The organism is Acinetobacter sp. SwsAc5 (genome assembly GCF_013391485.1).
Lineage (GTDB): Bacteria > Pseudomonadota > Gammaproteobacteria > Pseudomonadales > Moraxellaceae > Acinetobacter > Acinetobacter towneri.
Genome location: NZ_JACAXD010000018.1, coordinates 1 through 25,338 on the forward strand (window position 1 = coordinate 1; position 25,338 = coordinate 25,338).

Sequence of the window (25,338 nt, forward strand, 5' to 3'; positions counted from 1 at the left end):
TCGTTTGAAGGATAAAAAAAGAATTGGGATTCAGCCCCAGGTTGAAACTTAATACGAGATCAAAGGGGTCAATTTTACTTTGCCATTTGTAAGGTAAAAGGGGTCAATTTTAGAATGCCGTTGACAAGCGGATAAAATTTTAGAAAAGACCTATGTTACACATCAGCGCTTACACCCCTTGCTATCAAACTTGCTACCAGAAGGGGCATTACGTGAACTGATTGCACAAAGCCTCAAAGTACATATAGACAATGAATTTCAGTTATTGGCAGATTTAGGTCATGATTTACCTGGAGCACTGATTGCGACTCCATTAGATCCAGAAGAAATTCCAGATGAAATAAAATTCAAACTGCAGATCTCGAATCCAGATCAAATTTTAAAGCAAGAGATTCGAACAGATAATAAGTTTTCCTTGGCCGGCGTCCAAATGAAGTTTTCCATGAAAGCCAAAGATGGGCGTTTTACACTAGCACAGGCAACGGAAACGACTCTACTCGGGGACTGGATTATCAAAACTCCTTCTTCCAGACATGCTTTTGTTCCGCTAAATGAATATTCTATGATGACCCTTGCCAAAACGGTCGGAATAGATGTCCCTGAGATTCGCTTGGTGGATATGGCCCTTTTACAAGACCTTCCACCATTAAATTTACCCCAAGAGCAATATGCTTTCGCAATCAAAAGATTTGATAGACAGAGTACTGCTGATACTACAGACCTTATTCACATCGAAGATTTTGCTCAGATCTTCGGCGCATATCCACATCAGAAATACAGCACCACAAATTATGAGCAGATAGGAAAGATCATTTATCAATTTTCAGATAACAAAATTTTTGATATTCAGCAATTTGCCAGCCGCTTACTTGTCAACATTTTGCTCGCCAATGGAGATGCACACTTAAAGAACTGGAGTATGATTTATCACGATAAAACAACGCCAAGATTATCCCCTGCATACGATATATTGATGACAAGTGTATATATTGAAAATGAGCGTCATTTCGCCTTAAATCTTGCCAAAAATAAAGATTGGTATTTAGCTGAGATGAAACACTTTGAACAATGGGCTGAAAAAGTCGGTGTTCCATGGCGTGTTATTGAAAAACAACTTCACGCGATCATGGACAAAGCACGGTCGGTATGGCCAGTGCTATTACTAGACTTACCTATGATTTCTGTTCATAAAGAAAAATTAAGAGAACATTGGAAAAAATTGCATCCGGACTTTCAGATACTTACAGATGATTAGGGTAATCTGAAACCAAACTAAAATTTCTCAAACAAGTTCATCACGTCATTTTCCGTCAGTTTCGCTTCGCCTTCATGATCTGTACTTAGAATAGAGTGTGCCAGTTCTGCTTTATTTTGCTGTAAGGCAAGAATTTTTTCTTCTATGCTTTTATTAGTAATCAGCTTATAGACAAATACCGGCTTGTCCTGTCCAATCCGCCATGCACGATCTGAAGCTTGATCTTCAGCAGCAGGGTTCCACCATGGATCATAGTGAATGACCGTATCTGCGGCAGTTAGATTCAAACCGACCCCTCCTGCTTTCAGACTGATTAAAAATACCGGCACTTGTCCAGACTGAAACGCTGTAATGACTTCATCTCGCTTTTTGGTCTTTCCAGTCAGCTTCACATAGCCAATTTCTGCGTGATGAAACTGTTGTTCAATCAGTTCCAACATTGAGGTAAACTGAGAGAAGATAAGAATTTTTCGCCCCTCTTCCACCATTGGAACGACCATATCCATCAACTGTTCAAGTTTGGCAGAATGCGCCTGCCCAATTTTCACTGAATCCAGCTTTAGTAAGCTAGGATGGCAGCACACCTGACGTAGCTTCAGTAAGGCATCTAAAATTTGAATTTGACTACGTTTAAAGCCTTTTTCTGCCACAATTTTCTGAATGCTTGCCTGCATCGTGGCACGAACAGCCTCATATAACTTGGATTGCTGGTCATTCATATCAATATTGACTTCAATCGTGGTTTTTTCTGGCAACTCTTTGGCTACGTCAGTTTTCAAGCGACGTAAAATGAAGGGCTTAATCCGGTTGACCAACTTTTGTCTTAACTGCTCATCACCGCGCTTTTCAATCGGATGACGGTACTTTTTATTAAAAATTTCTTGTGAATATAAAAATCCTGGCATCAGGAAATAAAATAGTGCCCACAGCTCACCCAAATGATTTTCCATAGGTGTACCGGTTAGACATAGACGATGTCGCGCTGTTAATTGCCGTACTACCTGTGCAGCTTTGGCGCGCGGATTTTTGATATTCTGCGCCTCATCCAAAATGAGTTGATGATATTCATATTGCTTTAGTTGCTCTTCATCTCTCGCCAGAAGCGGATAGGTGGTTAACACAATATCATAGTGCGGAATCTGCTCAAAATACTGATGGCGATCGGGCCCCTGTAGCAGCAATACCTTGAGCTCTGGGGTAAATTTCTCCGCTTCTTTGAACCAGTTATGCATCAGCGATGTGGGTGCAACAATTAAGGCGGGTCTGTCCCGCAAATATCCAGCCTGCTTTTCCATGAGTAAATGGGCTAAAGTTTGTGCTGTTTTCCCCAAGCCCATATCATCTGCCAGAATCCCGCCATGCTGGGTTTCCCTTAAAAACTGTAACCAGCCTAAGCCCTGCTGCTGGTTTGACATACTCCCACCACTTTCGTTTTCACTCAAGTGGGGGATTCTAAAAGCAAAGCTCTTAGGCGACTTCCTCACGGATTTCGCTTGCTTTCTGCTTCTTAGGGCGACCTTTACCGCATCCACCCTCCACAGACAAAACGGCATGTCCTGCCGACAATATATTACGAGATGCGTTTAAATCCGCATTCGCAACATAACCGCATCCGACACACTCAAATTTAGCTTGAGTTTGTCGGTTTTCTTTTGCTACATGACCACATTCACAGCAGGTTTGACTTGTGTACTTCGGATCAACTTTTACAAGTAATCCACCTCGCCATTGTTGCTTATATTCCAACATACTAACGAGCATGCCCCAACCTTGATCTAGGATTGATTTGTTTAAGCCTGACTTAGCTTTTACATTCTTTCCTTGATTTTCGATTGTGCCACTTGCTGACTTCGACATATTTGCTACTTTTAAATCCTCAACAGCAATCATTGCGTGGTTTTTGCTGAGCGTTGTAGTGATTTTTTGCAAGTAGTCATGACGAATATTGGCAATGTGATGATGTAGTTTATTGATTTTAAAATTCAGTTTTTTCCAATTTTGACTAAATTTAACTTTCTTTCTCTGCTTCCGTTGAAGTCTAGCTAATTTAATCTGATTGGTTTTAAAGCTATTGATCGGGTCAAAGACCTGACCATTTGAGGTAGTGATTAATTTCTTAACACCAAGATCAACACCAATCGCTGATTTTGATGGGTGGATCGGCATTTCAGTAAGTTCTGTTTCAGTACAGAATGAAACGTACCAACGTCCTGACACCTTACTGATCGTCACATTTTTTATTTTGCCTAGAATCTCTTGCGACTTCCTGAATTTAATAACACCTACGCCATTAGGGAGTTTGAGTTTATTTCCTTTAACCCAACAGTATTTATCGAATTGTACAAGGCGAATGGAATCATAACCGTCTGATTTTTTCTTAAATCTAGGCATAAGTGGGCGCAACTGAACCTCAGTACCATCAGCCAATTTAAAAAATTTAGGTTTCTTAGGTTTGCGCTTTTTTTCTTTTAGTCGAGCATGTTCTTTAGGGTTGAAAAACTTCCCCCATGCTGATGCAAGATCACGAACTTTTTGTTGAAGTGACACAGCATTGGAATTTCCATCTAAAAAGCTAAACTGAGGATTCTTTTTCAGTGCTGTTATCTTTTTTACTAGATTCACCGCATTAATGTGTTTATTTTGAGCAAACATTTCAAATGAAATTGCTAATATTTGATTCCAAACAAAGCGTGCAGAGCCAACGAGATTATTTAAAATAACCTCTTGCTCGACATTAGGCTCAAGCCTAAATTTATACGCTTTGTTGATTTTCATTAATGAGTGTGTATCTGTTAATATGGTGCTGATTCTAACATTTTAGGTATATTTTTTCAATGAGTGAGATATATAAAAACCGACATTCAGCCTTTAATCTTCATGTTCATTTAGTTTTTATAACGAAATATCGAAAAAAAATACTAGGTGAGTTGCATCATAAATATTTCAATGAGTGTGCAACTGAAATATGTAAAGATTTTGATGCTGAATTAAAGGAATGTAATGGTGAATCCGACCATGTTCACATGCTTATTCAGTATCCACCAACGGTACAGTTAAGCAAATTGGTTAATAATTTAAAGTCTGTAACAAGTAGAAGAATGCGAAATGAGTTTTTAGACTTGAGAGGGAATTATACAAAACCTGTTTTATGGTCAAGATCATATTTTGCAGGGTCTTGTGGTGGTGCGCCTTTGGAAATAATCAAACAATATATTCAGAATCAACAAGGTTGAAATTTGTGAAATTCACCTCTCCACCCTGACTGACGGGTGGAGTCCTCTTTCACTTGGAGATAGTAGCCGAACGGCCCAACCTGAGCATAACTTGGATTCACTCAAAAGGAATATTGTAAATAAAGACTACTTTTTTGCATAAACATTCAAAGCCAAACCTCTCTAAGCCATTCAAATTTAAGTGAAAACTTAGGAATTTAGTTTACCTCATTCTGTCAATCTATTCAGCACTGCTACACGTCAAAATATATTACAAAGACTTGCTAATCAATGAATCTTTGTCATCACTGCTAATATCGCTATTGCAAGCCCAAGCTTCACCTTATTCCAGCCCCAAACCTCAATATGTCTACATCATCACAGCATGCATTTCCCACACATATTGACTGCGCATCAATTGCTTTAATTGTTTAAGGTCTTGATATTTTTCCAGTATCTCTTGCGCTCGAGCTAATTTTTGTTGAACATGTCGATAGTCTTGCTCATATTTTCGATACAAATCCTGCACTTTAATTTTACGGTTAGAATATAAAAACTGACTCCAATTAAAAGAGTAAATAATGTCATCTACTTGCATTTGCAAAGTTTCTAACTGTTCTTCTAAAAGCAGGTTATACGCTTTTAATTGTTGATTGGCGAAAGACAAATTATGCTGCTGACCCAACTGAATTTGCAAATTTAACAATGTCAATAAATCATTGGCTTCATAAGCCTGATTGGCTTGCTGCATCAATACGGTTTTTTCTTGTTTTTTCTGCTCATCTTGCTCACGATCTGGGTGAATCCACGCTGTAATTTTTAAGTAAATCGCTTTAATGGACTGATTTGCTAGTTTCTTGGCTTCTTCACGCTGTTGCTGTTTTTTTGCTGCTTTGGCTTTTTCACGGGCAATTTGCTGTTCGGCAAAAGCTTTTTGCGCACTACTCAACTGACTTAAAAAATCCAGCTCCTCTTGTTCTTCCATTTTTTGTTCAAATTTTTTTATAAAGTCATCTAAATCTAATGGATCATGCTGAAAATCAAAAAAATCTAGATCTAGGTCATATTCTTCACAAAGAAAATGCTTCAAACTTTCTAGCTTGAGCTGTGCCAAGCGCTCTTGTTCAGACTCATCATGTTCAAAACTATTTTGTTCACATTGTTCAACATTTTCGTCTTCTGACTCTGTTGCTGTTTTAGCTTCAGATCTTAAATCCACATCATCTGTGTCTAGCAATTCAATATGATGCCCATAACTGTTCAGCAATTCTGTTAAAAACTGAACTTGTTCGGTAGACATCTGCTGCGAATCCAAAAGTTGTAAACTGAGTTGCTCAATTTTTTGATCCAGCTTAGTTTGCTGGGCTGCCGTCACTTTTTGTTGTTTTTGCTGAAGCAATTGTTGAATTTGCTGAAATATAACTTCACGCAATTGCGCATAAGTCGGTAAAATTTCACGGCTGGCACGTGCCTGAATATCGGCTTGTGCGGTCTGCCATTCATTCAAACGTAGCTGTTCCTGCTCAATTTTTTGGCATAATTTCTGAAATTTTTTCTGTGGCGCAGAAAGTTTCTGCTCTGGCTCTAAAGTACTTTTCTGTAATTCCATCTTCAATCATATCGAACACATAAGTCTGAGCCGTATTTTAACCAACTTCTTACTCATGAAAAACACCTTTGCCCATCACAACATCTTTTCTCATCCATAGTCTTTGACCTGAAACATCTTCAAGCAATTGATCTTCCATTCTATACAGCACATTGCACATAGTTCGATTATCATAGGCAGCAATACGATTTTTCCAAATATTTAGGACAATACATGAGCACATTAACCTGTTTTAAAGCCTATGACATTCGCGGAAAATTGGGCACAGAACTCAATGAAGAGATTGCCTATAAAATTGGTCGTGCTTACGGACAAATTTACCAACCTAAAACCGTTGTAATTGGCTGCGATATTCGCCTTAGCAGCGAAGGCTTAAAGCAGGCCACCATTCGTGGTTTAAATGATGCAGGGGTCAATGTGCTCGACTTGGGAATGACAGGCACAGAAGAAGTCTATTTCGCGGCTTTTCATTTAGATGTGCAAGGTGGCATTGAAGTAACCGCCAGTCATAACCCGATGGACTACAACGGCATGAAGTTGGTACGCGAAAATGCGCGCCCGATTAGTGCCGATACCGGCCTAAAAGACATTCAGGCTTTGGCAGAATCGGGCGAATTTACCCCAGTTGAGCACAAAGGTAGCACTCAAAGCTACAATATTTTGCCTCAATTTATTGACCATTTAATGACTTATATCGAGCCTAGCAAAATTCGCCCAATGAAACTGGTCATGAATGCAGGCAATGGCGCTGCAGGACATGTGGTCGATGCGATTGAGCAAAAATTCAAAGCTCTGAATATCCCTGTTGAGTTTGTCAAAATTCACAATGATGCCGATGGTACTTTCCCCAATGGTATCCCGAACCCAATTTTAGTGGAAAACCGTGATAGCACCCGCAATACCGTATTAGAGCATCAAGCCGACATGGGCATTGCGTGGGATGGTGACTTTGACCGCTGTTTCTTGTTCGATGAAAAAGGCCAGTTTATTGAAGGTTATTATATTGTTGGCTTATTGGCACAGGCGTTTTTGCTCAAACAAGCAGGCGAAAAAATTGTGCATGACCCGCGTTTGGTCTGGAATACCTTTGATGTAGTCGCGCAATATCAGGGTGAAGCGATTCAATCTAAATCTGGACATGCCTTTATTAAAGATGTAATGCGTGAGCACAATGCCGTTTACGGCGGTGAAATGAGTGCACACCACTATTTCCGTGATTTCGCCTATTGTGACAGCGGTATGATTCCATGGTTATTGGCAGTTTCGGTATTGTCTGAAACAGGACAAGCACTATCCAGTCTAGTCGAAGAAATGATTGCCAAGTTCCCCTGTTCTGGCGAAATTAACTTTAAAGTGGCCGATACTCAAGCCACCATCCAAAAAATCTTTGAGCATTATGCTAGCCAAAACCCAACAATTGACCAAACCGATGGCGTCAGTCTGGATTTTGGGTCATGGCGTTTTAATGTACGTGCTTCAAATACTGAGCCATTATTGCGCTTAAATATTGAAAGCCGTCGTGATCAAAACCCACGCCCAATGCAGGACTATGTGGATGAGTTGACGCAATTGATTCAAGCTTAATCTGAAAATCAAAGCAATATAAAAAAGGGAGTCAAAACTGACTCCCTTTTTTATGCTCTAAACCTTGTGGCTGAGTGTATGGCTAGAATCATTCATCTTGACGATAACCATTCGGATTCTGCTTTTGCCAGTTCCAACTATCGGCCAACATATCTTCTAGGCCATATTGTGGTGTCCAGCCCAGTTCTTGCACGGCGCGGCTATTATCTGCAAAAGAGGTCGCCACATCGCCTTCACGACGTGGTGCAAACTCAAATGGAATCTGAACACCATTGACCTGTTCAAAAGTATTCTTCACTTGCAGCACCGAAATCCCATTACCCGTACCAATATTCCAAGCACGGCAACCCTGGGCAGTCAAACGGTTAGTCAAAGCACATAAATGCGCATTGGCCAAATCGACCACATGAATATAATCTCGCACACCAGTACCATCTGGCGTGGCATAATCCTGCCCAAAAATCGACAGTTTTTCACGACGCCCTACCGCTACTTGGGTCACATAAGGCATTAAATTATTTGGAATGCCTTGTGGGTCTTCGCCTATGCAGCCACTTTTATGTGCCCCCACAGGGTTAAAATAACGCAATAATGCAATCGACCAACGCTCATCAGCAAGGGCTGCTTTTTGTAAGAGCTGTTCCACAATCAGCTTGGTATAGCCATAGTTATTGCTTGGCATGCCCGTTGGCATCTCTTCATGTAACGGCGAAATATTGGCTTCATCATATACTGTAGCCGATGAACTAAACACCAGTTTAAACACATGCGCACGTTGCATCGCCTGAACCAGACTAATTGAACCTGCAATGTTGTTGTCAAAATAGCTCAGTGGAATTTGTTGGCTTTCTCCCACTGCTTTGAGTCCTGCAAAATGAATCACTGCATCAATTTGATGTGCAGCAAACACAGCATCCAAAGCAGCAGCATCACGAATATCACCCTGAATAAACTGCAAGGTTTTGCCCGTCAGTTGCTGCACCCGCGCCAATGACTCTGCCGAGCTATTGGACAAATTATCTAGCACCACCACACTGTGCCCTGCATTCAGCAACTCGACACAGGTGTGTGAACCAATATAGCCCGCACCGCCTGTTACTAAAACATTAGCCATCTATTTTTCCTAATAAAATTTTTAATAAACCTTGAGTCGATGCATCGAGTGCCGATAAATCCTGTTGCTGCCCATTTAAAATAGGCAAGAGCTGATTGGCAATTTCCTTGCCTTTTTCTACACCCCATTGGTCAAAAGGATTGATATTCCACAGCACCGATTGCACAAAAACTTTATGTTCATACAGGGCAATCAACATGCCCAAGCTATACGGATTGAGTTCTTGCAATAAAATACTGCTACTTGGCTGATTACCACTGTACTGCTTATATGCCGCTAAGCCCTCTAATTCCTGCTGATCTAAAGCCTGATTACCAAAGGCCAAAAGCCGCGACTGTGCCAAGCAGTTGGACAAGGCCAAATGATGCTGCTCCACCAAAGCCTCAGCATTTTCAGCATAGGTAAATTGATTGGCATTATAACGCTGCACAGGGGCAATAAAATCACAGCTGACCGCATGTGTCCCTTGATGCAACAATTGATAGAACGCATGCTGTGCATTCGGCCCGACCTCACCCCAAACAATCGGGCAAGTATCCAAGCTAACAGCCTTACCATTACGCTGAATTGACTTGCCATTCGATTCCATTTCTAATTGCTGTAAATACGAAGCGAAGTATTTTAAACGTCCATCATAAGGCAAGACCGCATGAGTCTGAATATTCAGGAAATTATTATTCCATACCCCCAGCAAGCCCATCAGCACTGGGATGTTCTGATCAAATGCAGCCGTTTGAAAATGCTGATCAACCGCATGTGCACCTGCTAAAAACCGCTGAAAACCCGCAACGCCAATGGTCAGGGCAATCGGTAAGCCAATACACGACCATAACGAATAGCGACCACCCACCCAATCCCAAAGCAAGAGCTGATTTTCAGGGCAAATGCCCCAAGCGGTCATTTTATCGGCTTTGGTGGATACCCCAATAAAGTGATGTTTCAAAATTTGCGCATGTGTACCCAAGGCCTTTTCTAGCCATTGTTTCACGGTCTGCGCATTAGATAAGGTATCAATCGTACCAAAAGACTTGGATGAAATAATAAATAAAGTGGTTTCAGGACGCAGACGATGCAGCAATTCGGACAGTTGGCTACCATCCATGGTTGATACAAAATGTACATTCAGTGGTTTTTCAGTCGCCACTTTAAAGTCAGATAAGGCTTGGGTCACCATCAATGGGCCTAAATCTGAGCCGCCCACACCAATATTGACCACATCCTGAATCACTTCACCCGTGGCACCACGGTATTGACCTGCATGAATTTTTTCCACCAAGGCATACATACGCTCAAGCTGGGTATGCACTTGCTCAGTCAATGCAGCGTAGGCATCGCTCTGTTCGGAAGCGCTTGCTGCTGTTCTAGTCGCAGGCAAACGCAAGGCCCAATGCATCGCATCGCGCTGTTCGGTGTAGTTGATTTTCTCTGAGTCAGTTGCTGTTGAAAATAAACGTCCAATCCACTCAGCAAGTTGACTCTGCTGTGCAAACTGAACCAGGGTCTGCAACACCTTGGCATCAATCCGATGCTTGCTATAGTCAAACAGCACACTGTCCAAAGCCACCGAGAAACGCTGAAAACGCTGCGGATCTTGAGCAAACAGCTGATTTAAATGCAGCTGCTGAAACTGCTGCTGCAATTGTTGTAACTGCGGCAAGGCATTGTCATTTGGAGAAATCGAGCTTTGCGTCTGTGGCATTGTGCTACGAATCATTAGCGACCGACTCCCATATAAGCAAAACCTTGTGCCTTCACAAATTCAGGATCATAAATATTGCGACCATCCAAAATCAGTGGATGCTGCATCTGCTTTAATAAAGTTGGATAATCCAAACTCCAATATTGTTTCCACGCGGTCAACACACATAATGCCGATGCACCTTCGACGGCTTGATATTGGTCTGTACATAAAATCAGATCATCACGCTGACCATACTGTGCCGCAATTTCAGGCAAAGCTTGTGGATCGTGCAATTTGACCGTAACACCCTGCGCCCACAACGCAGGCAACATCACATGAATGGGAGAATGTTGCACCCGTGCGGTATTTTCTTTAAAGGCTGCGCCCCAAATCGCCACGGTTTTGCCGTTTAAATCGCCCTGATAATAGTTCCACAACTTTCTAAACAAGAGTTCTTTTTGTTGTTCGTTAATGTCCCATACCTGCGCCAACAGCTGACTTTTCACCCCTGTGGTGGATACGGTACTGGCCAGAGTCTGAATATCATGGCTAAAGTTTTCACCACCAAACCCCGCACCAGGATACATATACGATGCACCAATACGGCTATCTGCCGCCATGCCTTGACGTACATGTTCAATATCAATCCCGAGTTTTTCTGCCACCACTGCCAAGTCATTGATATAACTGATACGGGTCGCCAACATGCCTGAAATACTCAGTTTGGTAAATTCTGCATCCAACACGGGCATAAATAGATATTGCTGTGCACGTGGAAATAACGGTCGCAACAGTTCTTGCAGTTTGACCTGCGCACGTGGACTTTCACAACCCACCGTGAGTTGCTGTGCGCGGGTCATACTTTGAATGGCATTGCCCTCTTGAATCATGTCGGGCAAATAAATCCAGTCATCTTGTGGCAAGATTTTTTGCAGGCGCTGTGTGCCATTTAAACCCAAAGTAGAGGCATTGATCATCAATTTAGGGTGAATGATCGGACGTTGTTGCAACTGCCCCAAAACGGTTAAGGCGTGTGCTTCTTCAGTCGGGTTCAAACTGAGTAGATAGACATCCACATCTAAAGGCAATGCAGCAAACTCACAATAGTGTAAAAAGCCCTTGCTGCATTGTTGTTGTAATAACAGGCTCAAGGCTTGGTCTTGAAAGCTGAGATGTTGCTGTTCTAGTGGATGGGCAGCATCCTGAAAGATATCGCACCAATAGACTTGATGCCCACATTCTGCCAAGAGTGCAGACATCACGCCTGCATAGAGGGTTTTCCCAAAGACTGCGACTTTCAAAATGTGGTTCCTGTGTATTGGTTGATGCTGTTTATTTCACAAGGTTCCTCCTTGAGCAAGAATTTAAGCAGTGCTTTAAATTCTTGCGTAAGAAAGGGAGGCTAGGAGAGATTTTCTAATCTCCCCCCTTAATCACCTTTAAGATTCAATCTTTAATTCTTGAATCAAGGTTTTAAAATCATCACCTAGTTTTGGATGATCGAGCCCATAATGCAACACTGCTTTTAAGTAACCCAACTTACTGCCACAGTCAAAAGTCTGACCTTGCATACGGTAAGCTTCCACCACACTATTTTGCTGCAACATGGCAATGGCATCGGTCAATTGAATTTCATTACCTGCCCCTTTAGGGGTGTTTTCCAGCAAAGTCATAATTTCTGCAGGCAAAACGTAACGCCCCACCACCGATAAATTAGAAGGTGCCGTGCCTACTGCGGGTTTTTCGACAATGCCCTGCATCACGGTACTTTCACCTTCAGCAGGTGCTGCAGCTACATCGACAATACCGTATTGATCGACCAGATGATCTGGCACTGCTTCGACCATAATCTGTGCGGCATGGCTTTGCTCAAAACGCTGAATCATACGTGCCAAGTCATTTTGTGCCGCATCATCTTTAACCAATACATCGGGTAACAGTACCGCAAAAGCATCATTGCCTACTACAGATTTAGCACATAAAACTGCATGCCCTAAGCCTAAAGGTTGTGGCTGACGTACACTCACGACACTGACATGTGCAGGTAAAATTTCGGTAATTTCTTTGAGCAAATCCAGTTTTTGTTTTTGTTCCAAAGTGGTTTCTAACTCAAAGTTACGGTCAAAGTAGTTTTCAATGGAGGCCTTAGAGGAATGGGTCACCAAAATAATTTGCTCAATCCCTGCTGCCACTGCTTCGCGCACCACATATTCAATCGCAGGACGATCGACCACGGTCACCATTTCTTTGGGAATAGATTTACTGGCAGGTAAAAAACGAGTGCCTAAACCTGCAACGGGTAAAATGGCTTTTTTAATCATCTTAGATACCTAATTTCACACAAATTTTTTAGTTAAATTTTACTCATCAACAAGTTGAACTGACTTACTTCAACTTAGTTTTTGAAATTTAGTTCACCTTAATTTCTGTACCACGGGCATAACCATCCACATAGTGTTCAAGCTGAGCTAAAGCCCAGTCGATATCACTTTGAATTGCGGTTAAGTCATGCATACGCTCAAACACCATCAGTAATTCATCCAACGGATACATTTTTTCATAAGAACGCAAAATCCGACTGTGCTGGGTCACTTCGGTATTATCGGCATCAATCAACAATTCTTCGTAAAGTTTTTCGCCTGGGCGTAAGCCAGAATAGTGAATTTCAATATCACCTTCCTGACTGCCTGTTTCTCGTACTTTTAAACCACTCAGTGCAATCATTTGGCGAGCTAAATCCTGAATGCGTACAGGTTCCCCCATATCTAACAGGAAGACATCGCCCCCCTGACCTAAAGCACCCGCCTGAATCACCAATTGCGAGGCTTCTGGGATGGTCATAAAGTAACGAGTGACTTCAGGATGAGTCACGGTAATAGGCCCACCTTTGGCAATTTGCTGTTTAAACAGCGGCACGACCGAACCCGATGAACCCAAAACATTCCCAAAACGGACAATGCTAATTTGGGTCTGATCTTGCGCTTCTGCCATCGCCTGACAATACAATTCTGCCATACGTTTAGACGCCCCCATGACATTGGTTGGACGCACGGCTTTATCGGTAGAAATGAGTACAAAGGTTTCTACACCTGTTTTGACCGCTGCATTTAAGCTAAATGCTGTACCAATGGCGTTGTTTTTCAAACCTGCCAAAGGGTTACATTCTACCAAAGGCACGTGTTTGTAAGCAGCCGCATGGTACACGGTTTGAACTCTATACTGTTCCATCACTCGCTCTAGTTTGGCCTGATCGAGCACTGAACCTAAAATCGGGATAATCGTGACATCGCTATTTAATCGTAATTCTTTGTCAATGCTATACAACGCAAATTCGGTCAGTTCATAAATCACCAAGGCTTTAGGTTTATTTTTGACAATTTGGCGACACAGTTCAGAACCAATGGACCCCCCCGCGCCTGTCACCAAGACTATTTTGTCTTGAATATTTTTAGCCAACAGTTCGGGTACAGGCGGCACAGGATCACGCCCTAACAAGTCAATAATATCGACTTCCTGAATATCCGATACGCGAATTTCACCATCGACCAGTTTGGTCAGTCCTGGAATTTCGGTAATTTTAATATGTGCAGGCTCTAAGAATTTGACGATTTCGCTTTTACGCATACGTCCGACCGAAGGCAGTGCAATCAAGATTTCATCAATATGCTTTTTCGGCATGACTTTTAATGCTGTTTCTGCATCATAGACTTTTAAACGGCCCAACTGCTGCCCAGTGAGTGACGGATCATCATCTATAAATAATACGGGTAAGTGTTCATCGGAATTGTAGAGTGCCGCTGCAATTTGCTGTCCTGCATTGCCTGCACCATAAATCGCCACACGTTTTTTTTGTACATCGGCTTGTAAATAAGAACGCACGATAAAGCGAATAAAACCGCGGCTAAACCAAACCCATGCGAACATGAGAAATCCGAACATGAGCGGAATAGATGTGGGAATAAAGGCATCGGTAAAGTAAGCCAGCGCATACAACCCTGCCACAGTCAAAGCAGTACCCAACCCCAGTTTGACCATAAACAGCTCGCTGTAGGTGCGCACAATAAAGCGATACACCCCAAAAATAAACAGCGATACAACGGCAATTACACTTGCCCATACCGAACCAAAAGCCAAGTTGGGCACCACTTCTGCGCCTAGGTCAAACTGACGAATGGCATAACATAGCCACAGCAAGACAGGAAATACACAAAAGTCCAGCACCATTAAAAATGCAAGTTTGACTGAGCGGGGGGATTCTACAGCAGGTTCGATAATGGATTTCATAAATATACTATTATTAATATTTGAATTTTAAAACACCGTATTACTTTAATGCAGAATACAGGTTCCAACCTCTAAAAATGAATGTGCAGCGATAGTTTGACCACCTGCGACTTTTACCCCCACGCTTAAATGAGCAAATTCCTCAATGACAACGTCATGATCCAATAATGTACCAATATTTAAAATTACACCATCGTTGATCACAGTTTTACGACTAATGATACACCCTGCCATCACACTAACCCCTAGACCGATTTGAGCTGTTGGACTCACAACTGTTTTAGGATGAATCACCGAAGTCAATTCTATACCCAAGGCTCGCAAGGTCTGTTGCCATTGCTGACGTAATGTATTATTACCTACTGCCACAATCGCTTGAAGATGCGTATTCTGCAACTGATTTAAATTGGCAATATTTGTCACAATGTTATATTCCGCCACATGCTGTGTTGCAGGCCAACGATCATCGGCAAACATAATCTCTTGCCATTGTCCACTCAGTTCTGCAGCTTCTGCAACGGCCAAACCGTATCCCCCTGCACCTAAAATTAACAATCTGGGTTTATTAAGCATCTGGATGACCTGCCTTGAATTTTATAGCCACAATTAACAATGGTATATAGGCAATCAGTACTGCCAATTCAGGGTACGCCCATGGTTGTGTAACCGTTATATAAGCGATAGGAAATAACCACAATAAATTAACAGCTGCTACCGCTAAAGTCACTGGCGTATGACTCCCGCATTTACGCGATAAAATTTGATAGCTATGGCTTCGATGCGCATCATACATTTTATAGCCGCTCAACACGCGCTTTATGAGGGTATATGTTGCATCGACCACAAACACACCTAAGCAAATGATCCATGCACAAAACAGTGCCAAGTTTTCTTTGAGGGCGATGAGCGCCAAAATACCCAAAGTGAGGCCGAGAAATCCGCTACAGGCATCGCCCATGAAAATTTTAGCCTTGGGAAAGTTCCACAGTAAAAAGCCAAATACACAGGCTGCCAATAACCAAAGTATGTCTGAGTTTAATGTGGTATTCAGTACATAATACAAAATGCCCATACTAACGAGAGTAGTAATGGCTTCGACACTGGCAATGCCGTTAATGCCATCCATAAAGTTGTATAGATTGAGCAACCATACCAAAAATAATACTGCAATGATATTGGCAATAAAGCCAAGTTGCAGACCATTAAAAGCTGTAACTTCGCTAAAGCCTCCCAAGCTGATCACCACGCCAATGGCCACCAAAAAATGTACGGCTAAACGCAGCATGGAGTTAATATGTCCATGGTCATCTAAAAAACCAAGTAAAGCGATGACAAAACCCGCTGCTATCAGGGTTAAACCAATATGTACGGTCAATTGTTGGCTATAGATCAACACCGCGAGCGCCAACAAGTAGCTACACACTACTGCAACCCCACCACCGCGGGGCGTGGGTACACTGTGAGAGCTACGTTCATTAGGGTTGTCTATTATATTTTTTTTGATGGCATAATGACGCATGTAGCCTGTGAATAGTAATGTCAGTATAAAAAATACGATGCTCAGTGCAAAAATTGACATGCGTAAATTACTCTTTCATTTTTAAATAATTTTGACCCGCTTGCAGCATCGCTTGCTGGGTACTCAATGGCGCTGTCCAACCCAACAGCTTTTGAGCTTTGGTGGTATCGACTTCTAGCGATTCAAACAGCTGTTCATAAAGTTTAGATTTACCAACACATGCTGCGCCTAGTTTCATAAGCAGTTGCGGAATATAAATAAAACGTGCGGGTTTTCCCATACCCTGCTTTAAATATTGCACTAGCTCACGTGTAGAAATAGGAGTTTGATCTGCGACTAGAAATGTTTGATTGGCTGCATTTGGATGTTCAATACAGGTTTGAATAAAGTCTACCAAATTTTCAAGTGCAACAAAGCTGCGTTTATTGTTTGTGCCTGCAAAAGGTAAAGGTAAATTGCTCGCAACCAATTTGAGTAGTCGAGCAAAGTTACCTGGTGCATGAGCAGCATAAACTAAAGGAGGACGAATAATAACTAATTCTGTGTCTGATCCCGCAAATAGTTTTTTAAGTTCATGTTCGGCTTCGAGTTTAGAAACCGCATAATCTGCATGAGGTTGTGGTAAAGCATCTGCTGTAAATGGTTGATGTAATGTTACAGAACCATTCACACCGATAGAACTCATAAATATAAAGCGTTTTACTTTTTTATCCAAAGCCTGACGTGCTAATTGCAAAGTACCTTCTACATTCACTTTGCGAAATTCGCACAATGGGTCTGTTGTTTGTTCATTTAGAATATGGGCGCGACCTGCTAAATGAATAATAACATCTAGATTATCGGGTAAGTCTACTTCAAAAATATTAGCCGCGATAAGTTGTTCAACAAATTTCTGATCATCTTGGAATGATCTGACTAAAGAAATAATTTGATAATAATTTTTCTTTAATAGATTAAGAATCAAAGCCTGACCAACAAAGCCACTACCACCTGTGATTAATATCCTACTCATTATCTAATCTCAGAATATTTACAAACTTCTCAAGTAAAACATCTTGATGATAATATTTTTCTAAAATAATTCGTGATGAAACTACATTTTTCAATAATGCTTGCGCACAAATATCATCTATTAATTGTGCCAATAGTTGTGGCTGATTTGATGAGTCCACCCAACCAATTTTGTGCTCTTTCACCATACATGCAACTTCCGTATTTTCATCCATAATTGCTAAAATTGGTCGGTTTGCTGCCATACTAAAATATGCTTTACTTGGTACACCTAACCCAAACATTCCATCAGCCAGAGTAACAATTGCAATATCGCAAGAACTCAAGCCCAAGCTACGCTGACTGCTTGGCAATTCATTTATATAAGCAACATTATTAAGTTTTTTATCATGTTCAATGTAGGATTTGACTACCTCAACAGCACTCCCCCCCCCAATAAATAAGAATTTTGCTTGAGGATGTTTAACTAACCGAATTGCTTGTATTAAATGATCAATTCCTTGTACACGCCCAATATTTCCAAAAAACTGAAAGACAACTTCCCTCTCCCAATTAAGTTGTTTAATCAACTCTGAGTCATTTTTATCTCGAAGCTCTATTTCTTTAAAATCAACCCAATTAGGAATGACTGTAATATTTTTTTTATAGTTTTTTTGGCGTAACACCATTTCCATATCACGACCAATCACAATTATATGGTCTGCTTGAGCATAGACAAGATTAAACAAAGTATTCAGTATTTTATAAAGAAGTGATTTTTCTTTTAAAATACCTGCAGGTACAAGATTTTGTGGAAAAACATCATGAACCAAAAGATACCATTTAAAAGGTCTCAAAATTTTTAATATAGAAATTAACACCATTAAAAATAGTGGATTTGTACCTGATACAAGTTGTGTATCAGCATGTAAATTACCTTTAATCTTTTTATAAAATAAATATGTTTGCTGAATCTGTCCCCAAACTCTAGAAATCAAACTATTTTTATTGTATGTGGGCGAATCAAATAAATTTAATCTCACCTTATTATCAATTTCATTTGCAGTATATCGCTTATCTGCTGGTGCGATTACAGATATGTTATCTGCAATCGCACTTTGTGCCATTTTTTGAACAATTTTATACCAGAAGTAACCTGTAGAGTTTTGCTCAGGTAAAATAAATTCAGAAACAACTATTATTTTTTTCACAATATGAACCTTAGTACTTCTTCCACACCACACGGTTCACATAGTCGGTATAGCTTAAAATGATACGCGCTACCTTTTCACCTACATTTGGCATACTATAATCTGCAACCAAACGCAATAATCTCTCCTCACCACGTGGTTGATGATCTAGAATCTCTAAGCCTTGCAGAACACGCTCTGCTGTTAAGCCCACCATCATCACAGCAGCCTCTTCCATACCTTCTGGTCGCTCATGCGCCTGACGTAAATTCAGAGCTGGAAAATTCAAAATAGAAGATTCTTCATTAATCGTGCCACTGTCAGATAAAGTTGCTTTAGCAGAAAGCTGCAACTTATTGTAATCACTAAATCCAAGTGGCTTTAACAATTGAATCAGGGGATGAAACTCAATATTTAGTTCTTCAATACGCTTACGGGTACGCGGATGGGTAGATACAATGACTGGATATTGATATTTTTCAGCTACTGCATTCAGCATTTGAACCAAATCTAAAAAGTTTTGATCTGAGTTAATATTTTCTTCACGATGAGCACTCACGATAAAATATTGATGCTCTTTTAAACCTAAACGCACCAATACGTCCGATACTTCAATTTTAGCCTTGTAATGATGAAGCACCTCAAACATTGGACTGCCTGTTTTAATCACCTGATCGGCTGGTAAGCCTTCTGCTAATAAGTAATCTCGTGCAATCGTGCTATAAGTCAAATTAATATCCGCTGTATGATCGACAATACGACGGTTAATTTCTTCAGGTACGCGCATATCAAAACAACGGTTTCCTGCTTCCATATGGAAGGTTGGAATTTTACGACGTTTTGCAGGCAATACTGCCATACAGCTGTTGGTATCACCTAACACCAACAACGCTTCTGGCTGAACTTGCTCTAATACTTTATCTACAGCAATGATCACATTACCAATGGTTTCTGCACCCGTTGCACCCGCTGCATTTAAAAAATGATCGGGTTTACGAATACCTAAATCAGTAAAGAAAATTTCATTAAGCTCATAATCATAGTTTTGCCCCGTATGTACCAAAACATGATCAAAATATTGATCACATACTGCCATCACACGCGATAAACGAATAATTTCAGGGCGTGTGCCCACCACCGTCATTAATTTTAATTTTTTCACAACTTTTACTCTTTAATGGGTTAATGGCATTGCATAAGTATCAGGTTTTTCACGGTCAAAAATTTCATTTGCCCATAACATCACGACTATTTCATCTTCACCAATATTGGTAATGTCATGCGTCCAGCCAGGTACAGTTTCTACAATTCGTGGTTCATCCCCACAAGTTTCAAGCTCATAGAACTCACCTGTCACCACATGCTTAAACTTAAATAATGCCTTACCTTTGATGACCAAAAACTTTTCTGTTTTAGTGTGGTGATAATGCCCACCACGGGTAATACCTGGGTGAGCCGTAAAGTAAGAAAATTGTCCTGCATCTGGTGTTTTTAGCATTTCTACAAATACACCGCGTTGGTCACCATATTTAGGTACGCTATAGTCAAATTGTTCAGGCTTCAAGAAACTTAAATAAGTCGAATATAACGCACGGGTTAAGCCTGTACCTACACGATCTGTAATTAAACTTTCACGTGATTGCTTAAAACCCTCTAAAGTTTTTGCTAAATTTCCCACACTAATTTGATACTCAGGTTGTACTGCAAAAATTTGTTCTACCTGTGCTGTACCTTGAACAATGTCCCAAAATGATTCCACCACATCATCTACATAAACCAGACGAATCATGGCATTTTCATCATGAATTTGAATAGGTAAATCATGTGCGGTGTTGTAACAGAAGGTTGCCACAGCTGAGTTATAATTTGGGCGTGACCATTTACCAAATACATTGGCTAAACGGCAAATATAAACTGCATTGCCCTGTTGCTGATTCAACTCTAATAATACCTGCTCACCACCTAGCTTACTCTGCCCATAGGCATTGTCACGTTCTGCCTGAATCGATGAAGAAAGAATAACTGGAGTCTGCTTTTTTGATTGTTTGAGAATATCTGCAATTTTTTGCGTAAGTGTGATATTTCCATCTATAAATTCTTGTTCATTTAAAGGACGATTAATCCCTGCTAAATGCACAATCCAGTCCGCAGCAAGTACAGATTGTTCTAATTCTGCTGAACTAGAATTACGGTTAAATGTTAAAACTTCAATTTCAGATTTTTCAGACAGAAATTGAATTAAGTTTTTTGCAATAAAGCCGTTAGAGCCTGTGACTAGAATTTTCATGTTTAAGCCTCTGGATCTATATACTGACCTTGGGTTAAAGCACGTACGAATTCAAGTTTTAATAATAACTTCTTCATACCTTCAACATCTAAGCGGTCGGTATTATGTGAGTTATAATCTTCAAATTCAGAAATTTTTGAGTCGCCCTCTTCTACATATTTTTCATAGTTGAGGTCACGTTGATCTGCAGGCACTCGGAAGTAATAGCCTTGGTCTATCGCAACCACCATTTCTTCACGGCTAAGCAAGGCTTCATAGGCTTTTTCACCATGACGCGTACCCATAATAGAAACAGGATGTTCTTCTACTTTAAGTAGTTCTTTTAATGCTTGAGCCAAAACTTCAATGGTTGCTGCAGGTGCTTTTTGTACAAAAATATCACCATTTTCACCGTGTTCAAACGCATATAAGACTAGATCAACCGCGTCTTCCAAAGTCATCATGAAGCGGGTCATGTTAGGGTCTGTTATGGTAAGCGGTTTACCTTGGCGAATTTGATCTACAAACAATGGAATGACTGAACCACGAGATGCCATCACATTACCATAACGCGTACCGCAAATCACTGTTTCTAGTTCTTCTAGGTTACGTGATTTTGCTACCATGACTTTTTCCATCATGGCTTTGGAGATGCCCATAGCATTGATAGGATAAACAGCTTTGTCTGTACTTAAGCACACCACACGTTTTACGCGGTTTTGAATGGCTGCTTCCAACACATTTTCTGTACCTAAAACGTTGGTTTTTACCGCTTCCATAGGGTGAAATTCACAAGAAGGAACTTGTTTTAAAGCAGCCGCATGGTAAATATAGTCTACCCCACGTGTTGCATTCAGTACGCTGTTATAGTCGCGTACATCACCAATATAAAATTTCAGTTTAGACGATTGGTATTTCTTACGCATATCATCTTGCTTTTTTTCATCACGACTAAAGATACGGATTTCTTTAATATCTGTTTCTAAAAAGCGTTTTAGAACAGCATTACCAAATGAACCTGTACCGCCAGTAATAAGAAGAGTTTTGTTTGCAAAAGTCATCATTTAATCCACTAAAAGTTGCATAATCTTTGAAAGATCATTTTCAATTAATTTCTGTGCGTAAGGTAATTCAATTTGAATAGCAGTTACTATGGCAGATTGCATAGAATTGATACTAATAGGATTAAAAACTAATGAAGGCTGACAAACTTCATAAGTATATTTCAAATCTGACGCTATTATTTTACATCCCCCATCTATAGCTTCAGCAAGACCCAATCCAAAACTTTCAGCCAATGAAGGAAATATCAAATACTCACTACTCAAATAAAGTTCTGTTAATTTTTCTCTATCTATAAAACCAACATTTTTGACTGGGTAGCCCAGATCTATTTTGTTCTGAATAAATGAACATAAATTTAAATCTGTACTTGGCACAGTGACCGTCAGTTCCCCCTTATGTACTTCATCATAAGCCAAACAAAAAGCCTCAATTAACTTATAATGATTTTTATGAGGAGAGCTATTACTAACATACAATAAACTATGCTTAACTCTATTCACATTATAACCAGAAAAATTCAACTCAGGATAAAATGGCAGTTTTATAACTTTTCCAGCACCCTCACCCAAATATTTTTTCGTAAATTCAGACTTAATATTTTCACTTTGTACCAGCCAAATATCAGCATTATTTTTAGTAAATTTAAGAATAGATTGTTTAATTTTATATAAAAACCTATTTTTTAAAGAAAAATCTTTAGGAAAATTTAAAAAAAGTGTTTGATGGAAATAAACTAAAACTTTAGCATTCAATCTGACTGTAGGAGGTAGATTACCAAAACAAACAACCTTATCAAATTTATCTTTATTTTTCTTATAAAAAAGGTGTCGCTCCAAAATAGAGTTAGATATAAACTCTTTTTTACCCACATCTATTTCATTAAAGTAACTCTCAACTCTTGAATCGAGTAAATAAAAAACATCCAATGATTTATTTTCAAAAAAATCAATTAGATACTTAAGGAGAACCAACCCACCTCCATTGTTTATATGTACGGCATCTAATAGAATCATCTTTTCATTTACTCCTTGCTTTATTAGAAAGCATTTCAGTAAATAATTGCTCCCACTGTCTCATAATCAACTCAATTGAATATTTTTTTGACTTTTCTATAGCGATAGTGGACATTTTTTTTCTTAAATCTACATTCTCAATCACACTAATTATTTTTTCACTTAAGTCATTAATATTTCCATTCAATACCAGTATTCCACAATCATTATTTTCAATAATTTCCGCCGGACCTGTAGGACAGTCAAAAGAGACAATGGGAAGACCATTTGAAATACTTTCTAAAAGAACCATTGGTAAACCTTCATACCTGGAAGACATTACATAAAAATCACTTGTGAGCAGTTCCTGTTGTACATTTCGTGTTGTGCCTTTGAGGGTAATCACTTGATCTAAATTATTTTCATTAATTTTCTTTTGGAGGAGATTTTTTTTTGATCCTTCACCAAAAATATCAAGTTTCCAATTTGGATATTTAGAGTATACGTTACGCCAACTTTCTATTAGAAGATCAAAGCCTTTTTGATCTTCTAAACGTCCAATAGCAATAGCTCTTTTGTATTCTGTAAAATCAATTTTATCACTAATAGTGACAAAAGGGCTAGGATTGTTAATTAAGCAAACATTATTATGTGTCTTTTTCCATTCTATTTGCGCATTTTTAGTAAGTACCACAACCTGATCTAGGTTTTTCGTTTGCTGTAGATATTGCCAATCTCTATACTTTCCTAATATACGCCAAAATAATGAACTCCCTTTATGAACAGCAATAAAACTACTTCTAACTGTTGGATTAAAATGAGATTCAAAAATTTTAACAACAGGTACATCAAGCTTTGAGAAAAACTCGAGTTCTTTTGCGCCCATAGAAATACAAATATCCACTTGATTGTCTAAAATATATTTAGAAAGTTTCCTTTCGTACATTTCTAATAGGACTTTGCTTTCTTTTCTCTTTTTAAGAAGAGGGAGATTAAATATACTATCAAAAAAAATCTCTAAATTAATTACTTTAATATTAACATCTAATTCATAAAATGGACTTTCAGTAGCTTTCATGTCAGTTGTTAAAATAGTAATACTATAATTACCTAATTTAATTAAATAGTTAACTTTATCTGTTAAAACACGCTCCATACCACCAGAGTTTGAAAGGCTTGGTATTAAATATAAAATATTCATAAGTTTACTTCTTAAACCGCAAATTTAAAAGAATTGTAAATTGATATATCAGAAAGAAAAATAAAAGGGCCCATATAAGCTTTCTACTCCAAAAAAGATAATCCATTCTAACCATAAAAACAGATTGACTAATTAAAATAAAATATGCCAATGAGTAATAAGAATTAGTAAAGGAACCATTTCTAAAGAATCTAACTACTCTTCCTATTAAAAAAAATACAAGCACTACTCCTACTAAACCTAAAGATAAATATGCCTCTCCAACCATATTGGTGCCTAATCCAAATGTAGAGTTCGACCCAAATTCCAAAAAAGTTGTAAACTTTCCAGAGAAAAAATAAGATGGTATATTAAATAGAGAAATAATAATTTGAGTGGAAGGAAGAAATCCAAATAAAGAAGTTAGAATATTATAAAAATATACATAATTAAAATTATCTACAAAATCCACTAGTACATATAGATTTCTATTATTTATAATTAAATCTAAAAATGGATCAAAAAAACCACTTGACTCATTAAAAGCATTTATTGCTAAATCAGCATCCCCTCTCCCCCCAAAAGACCTAAGCAATTGAATAAAATACATTATAGAAGCACCAATAAAAATTAATATCAGAACTATTATTTTAGGAACTTTCACTATATATCTAGTAAGACCACAAAAGATAATAAGTAATATCGCAACAGATAGATTACGAGATCCTGTTAAAAGCATCCCAACTATTACAGAAAAAATTAAAATCATAGATGCTGTTTTTAAAACTCTATTATTCAACAAAAAGAACAACCAAGTTAATGTTAGAATTAGTATTTCAAAAATAACATATGTATATGACGATAAGCTTACTTCTTCAATATCAGCCTCACCCTTATATACTCCAGTTAAGAGTTCAAGACCGCCAAAAAAAACATACATCAAATAAAACATTAGAGTAAGTACAATATACCCCCCTCCCAATGTATTATTATTTTTCAAATTTAAATTACTCAATAAATTTACTTTTTTATAATTTGTTGCACCTAAAATATAGAAACTATAACCAACCAAAGCCAAACTAGTTGATTTAGTAATAATATTTTCATTAAATGAAAATGAAAACAAACTAACATTTGGATTGTCATTAAAATAAAAAATTGGATAAATAAAATTTGCCATTAAAAATGCAAAAAAGAAAAAAAATTCAAATCCAATACCAATTCTTTTAATAGTTTCATCAAATAAAAAGAAAAATAAATTAAAAGCAAAATAACATATCATTATCAATAAACAATAATAAAAATCATATATCCCTGGTGAAAAAAAATAAAGAATCAAGGAAGAAAAACAAAATACAGAATTCACAAAAAAAATTAATGAATATTTGTTCATACAT

At 38.9% G+C, this 25,338-nt stretch carries 19 protein-coding genes and 2 pseudogenes; 3 read left to right on the top strand and 18 right to left on the bottom strand.

The features are described from left to right. Window positions 1–124 precede the first annotated feature (124 nt). Window positions 125–1,255 (top strand): annotated as a pseudogene (locus HYG89_RS10835) (type II toxin-antitoxin system HipA family toxin); the annotation flags it as partial. Between the two features lie 17 nt (window positions 1,256–1,272). Here HYG89_RS10835 and HYG89_RS10840 read toward each other — a convergent pair. Together HYG89_RS10840 and HYG89_RS10845 are read right to left on the bottom strand one after the other, a co-directional pair. Then, window positions 1,273–2,661 (bottom strand): annotated as a pseudogene (locus HYG89_RS10840) (DEAD/DEAH box helicase); the annotation flags it as partial. Between the two features lie 61 nt (window positions 2,662–2,722). Then, window positions 2,723–4,030, bottom strand: coding sequence for an RNA-guided endonuclease TnpB family protein (locus HYG89_RS10845; RefSeq protein ID WP_178867441.1), 1,308 nt, complete (start codon window positions 4,028–4,030; stop codon window positions 2,723–2,725). A 59-nt stretch (window positions 4,031–4,089) separates the two neighbouring features. Here HYG89_RS10845 and tnpA point away from each other — a divergent pair, with 59 nt between their 5' ends. After that, entirely contained in the window at window positions 4,090–4,488 is a 399-nt protein-coding gene (gene tnpA / locus HYG89_RS10850; RefSeq protein ID WP_004970281.1) for an IS200/IS605 family transposase, read from the top strand. A 349-nt stretch (window positions 4,489–4,837) separates the two neighbouring features. On the opposite strand, the gene HYG89_RS10855 is transcribed toward tnpA, so the two are convergent. Continuing rightward, window positions 4,838–6,076 (bottom strand): hypothetical protein, encoded by a 1,239-nt coding sequence (locus HYG89_RS10855; protein WP_178867443.1) that lies wholly within the window; start codon window positions 6,074–6,076, stop codon window positions 4,838–4,840. 213 nt (window positions 6,077–6,289) lie between these two features. On the opposite strand from HYG89_RS10855, the gene HYG89_RS10860 reads away from it, so the two are divergent. Then, on the top strand, window positions 6,290–7,660 hold the full coding sequence (locus HYG89_RS10860) for a phosphomannomutase CpsG (RefSeq protein WP_178867445.1): 1,371 nt from the start codon (window positions 6,290–6,292) through the stop codon (window positions 7,658–7,660). A gap of 88 nt (window positions 7,661–7,748) precedes the next feature. Here HYG89_RS10860 and galE read toward each other — a convergent pair whose 3' ends face one another. From galE to HYG89_RS10935, 15 genes are all read right to left on the bottom strand, one after another. Then, window positions 7,749–8,774, bottom strand: a complete 1,026-nt coding sequence (gene galE, locus HYG89_RS10865) for a UDP-glucose 4-epimerase GalE (protein WP_178867446.1) — start codon at window positions 8,772–8,774, stop codon at window positions 7,749–7,751. Next, the gene (pgi, locus tag HYG89_RS10870; RefSeq protein ID WP_178867495.1) at window positions 8,767–10,473 is read right to left on the bottom strand and encodes a glucose-6-phosphate isomerase; all 1,707 of its coding nucleotides are present in this window, start codon (window positions 10,471–10,473) and stop codon (window positions 8,767–8,769) included. Before pgi ends, galE begins: the two co-directional genes overlap by 8 nt. A gap of 14 nt (window positions 10,474–10,487) precedes the next feature. Next, complete coding sequence (locus tag HYG89_RS10875; protein ID WP_178867448.1) at window positions 10,488–11,756, bottom strand: nucleotide sugar dehydrogenase; 1,269 nt, start codon at window positions 11,754–11,756, stop codon at window positions 10,488–10,490. Window positions 11,757–11,894: 138 nt separating this feature from the next. Then, window positions 11,895–12,776 carry a UTP--glucose-1-phosphate uridylyltransferase GalU gene (galU, locus tag HYG89_RS10880; protein WP_178867449.1) on the bottom strand — a complete coding sequence of 294 codons (882 nt, stop codon included), beginning with the start codon at window positions 12,774–12,776 and terminating at the stop codon, window positions 11,895–11,897. 88 nt (window positions 12,777–12,864) lie between these two features. Continuing rightward, a complete protein-coding gene (locus HYG89_RS10885) occupies window positions 12,865–14,739 on the bottom strand; it encodes a nucleoside-diphosphate sugar epimerase/dehydratase (RefSeq protein WP_178867450.1) in 1,875 nt (624 codons plus the stop codon). 45 nt (window positions 14,740–14,784) lie between these two features. Next, window positions 14,785–15,312: an acetyltransferase gene (locus HYG89_RS10890; RefSeq protein ID WP_178867451.1), complete on the bottom strand. Its 528-nt coding sequence runs from the start codon at window positions 15,310–15,312 to the stop codon at window positions 14,785–14,787. Continuing rightward, entirely contained in the window at window positions 15,305–16,318 is a 1,014-nt protein-coding gene (locus HYG89_RS10895; protein WP_178867452.1) for a glycosyltransferase family 4 protein, read from the bottom strand. Before HYG89_RS10895 ends, HYG89_RS10890 begins: the two co-directional genes overlap by 8 nt. Before the next feature lie 7 nt (window positions 16,319–16,325). Beyond that, window positions 16,326–17,270, bottom strand: coding sequence for an NAD-dependent epimerase/dehydratase family protein (locus HYG89_RS10900; protein WP_178867453.1), 945 nt, complete (start codon window positions 17,268–17,270; stop codon window positions 16,326–16,328). Continuing rightward, entirely contained in the window at window positions 17,263–18,459 is a 1,197-nt protein-coding gene (locus tag HYG89_RS16065; RefSeq protein WP_136143562.1) for a glycosyltransferase family 4 protein, read from the bottom strand. Before HYG89_RS16065 ends, HYG89_RS10900 begins: the two co-directional genes overlap by 8 nt. A gap of 10 nt (window positions 18,460–18,469) precedes the next feature. Continuing rightward, on the bottom strand, window positions 18,470–19,600 hold the full coding sequence (gene wecB, locus HYG89_RS10910; RefSeq protein WP_168415287.1) for a non-hydrolyzing UDP-N-acetylglucosamine 2-epimerase: 1,131 nt from the start codon (window positions 19,598–19,600) through the stop codon (window positions 18,470–18,472). Window positions 19,601–19,612: 12 nt separating this feature from the next. Then, window positions 19,613–20,725 (bottom strand): NAD-dependent epimerase/dehydratase family protein, encoded by a 1,113-nt coding sequence (locus tag HYG89_RS10915; RefSeq protein ID WP_178867454.1) that lies wholly within the window; start codon window positions 20,723–20,725, stop codon window positions 19,613–19,615. A 2-nt stretch (window positions 20,726–20,727) separates the two neighbouring features. Beyond that, the gene (locus HYG89_RS10920) at window positions 20,728–21,765 is read right to left on the bottom strand and encodes a polysaccharide biosynthesis protein (protein WP_178867496.1); all 1,038 of its coding nucleotides are present in this window, start codon (window positions 21,763–21,765) and stop codon (window positions 20,728–20,730) included. Between the two features lie 3 nt (window positions 21,766–21,768). Further along, window positions 21,769–22,782, bottom strand: a complete 1,014-nt coding sequence (locus HYG89_RS10925; RefSeq protein WP_178867455.1) for a glycosyltransferase — start codon at window positions 22,780–22,782, stop codon at window positions 21,769–21,771. Between the two features lie 4 nt (window positions 22,783–22,786). Further along, window positions 22,787–23,962: a glycosyltransferase family 4 protein gene (locus HYG89_RS10930; protein WP_178867457.1), complete on the bottom strand. Its 1,176-nt coding sequence runs from the start codon at window positions 23,960–23,962 to the stop codon at window positions 22,787–22,789. Window positions 23,963–23,966: 4 nt separating this feature from the next. Beyond that, window positions 23,967–25,334: an O-antigen polymerase gene (locus HYG89_RS10935; RefSeq protein WP_178867459.1), complete on the bottom strand. Its 1,368-nt coding sequence runs from the start codon at window positions 25,332–25,334 to the stop codon at window positions 23,967–23,969. Window positions 25,335–25,338: the final 4 nt, after the last annotated feature.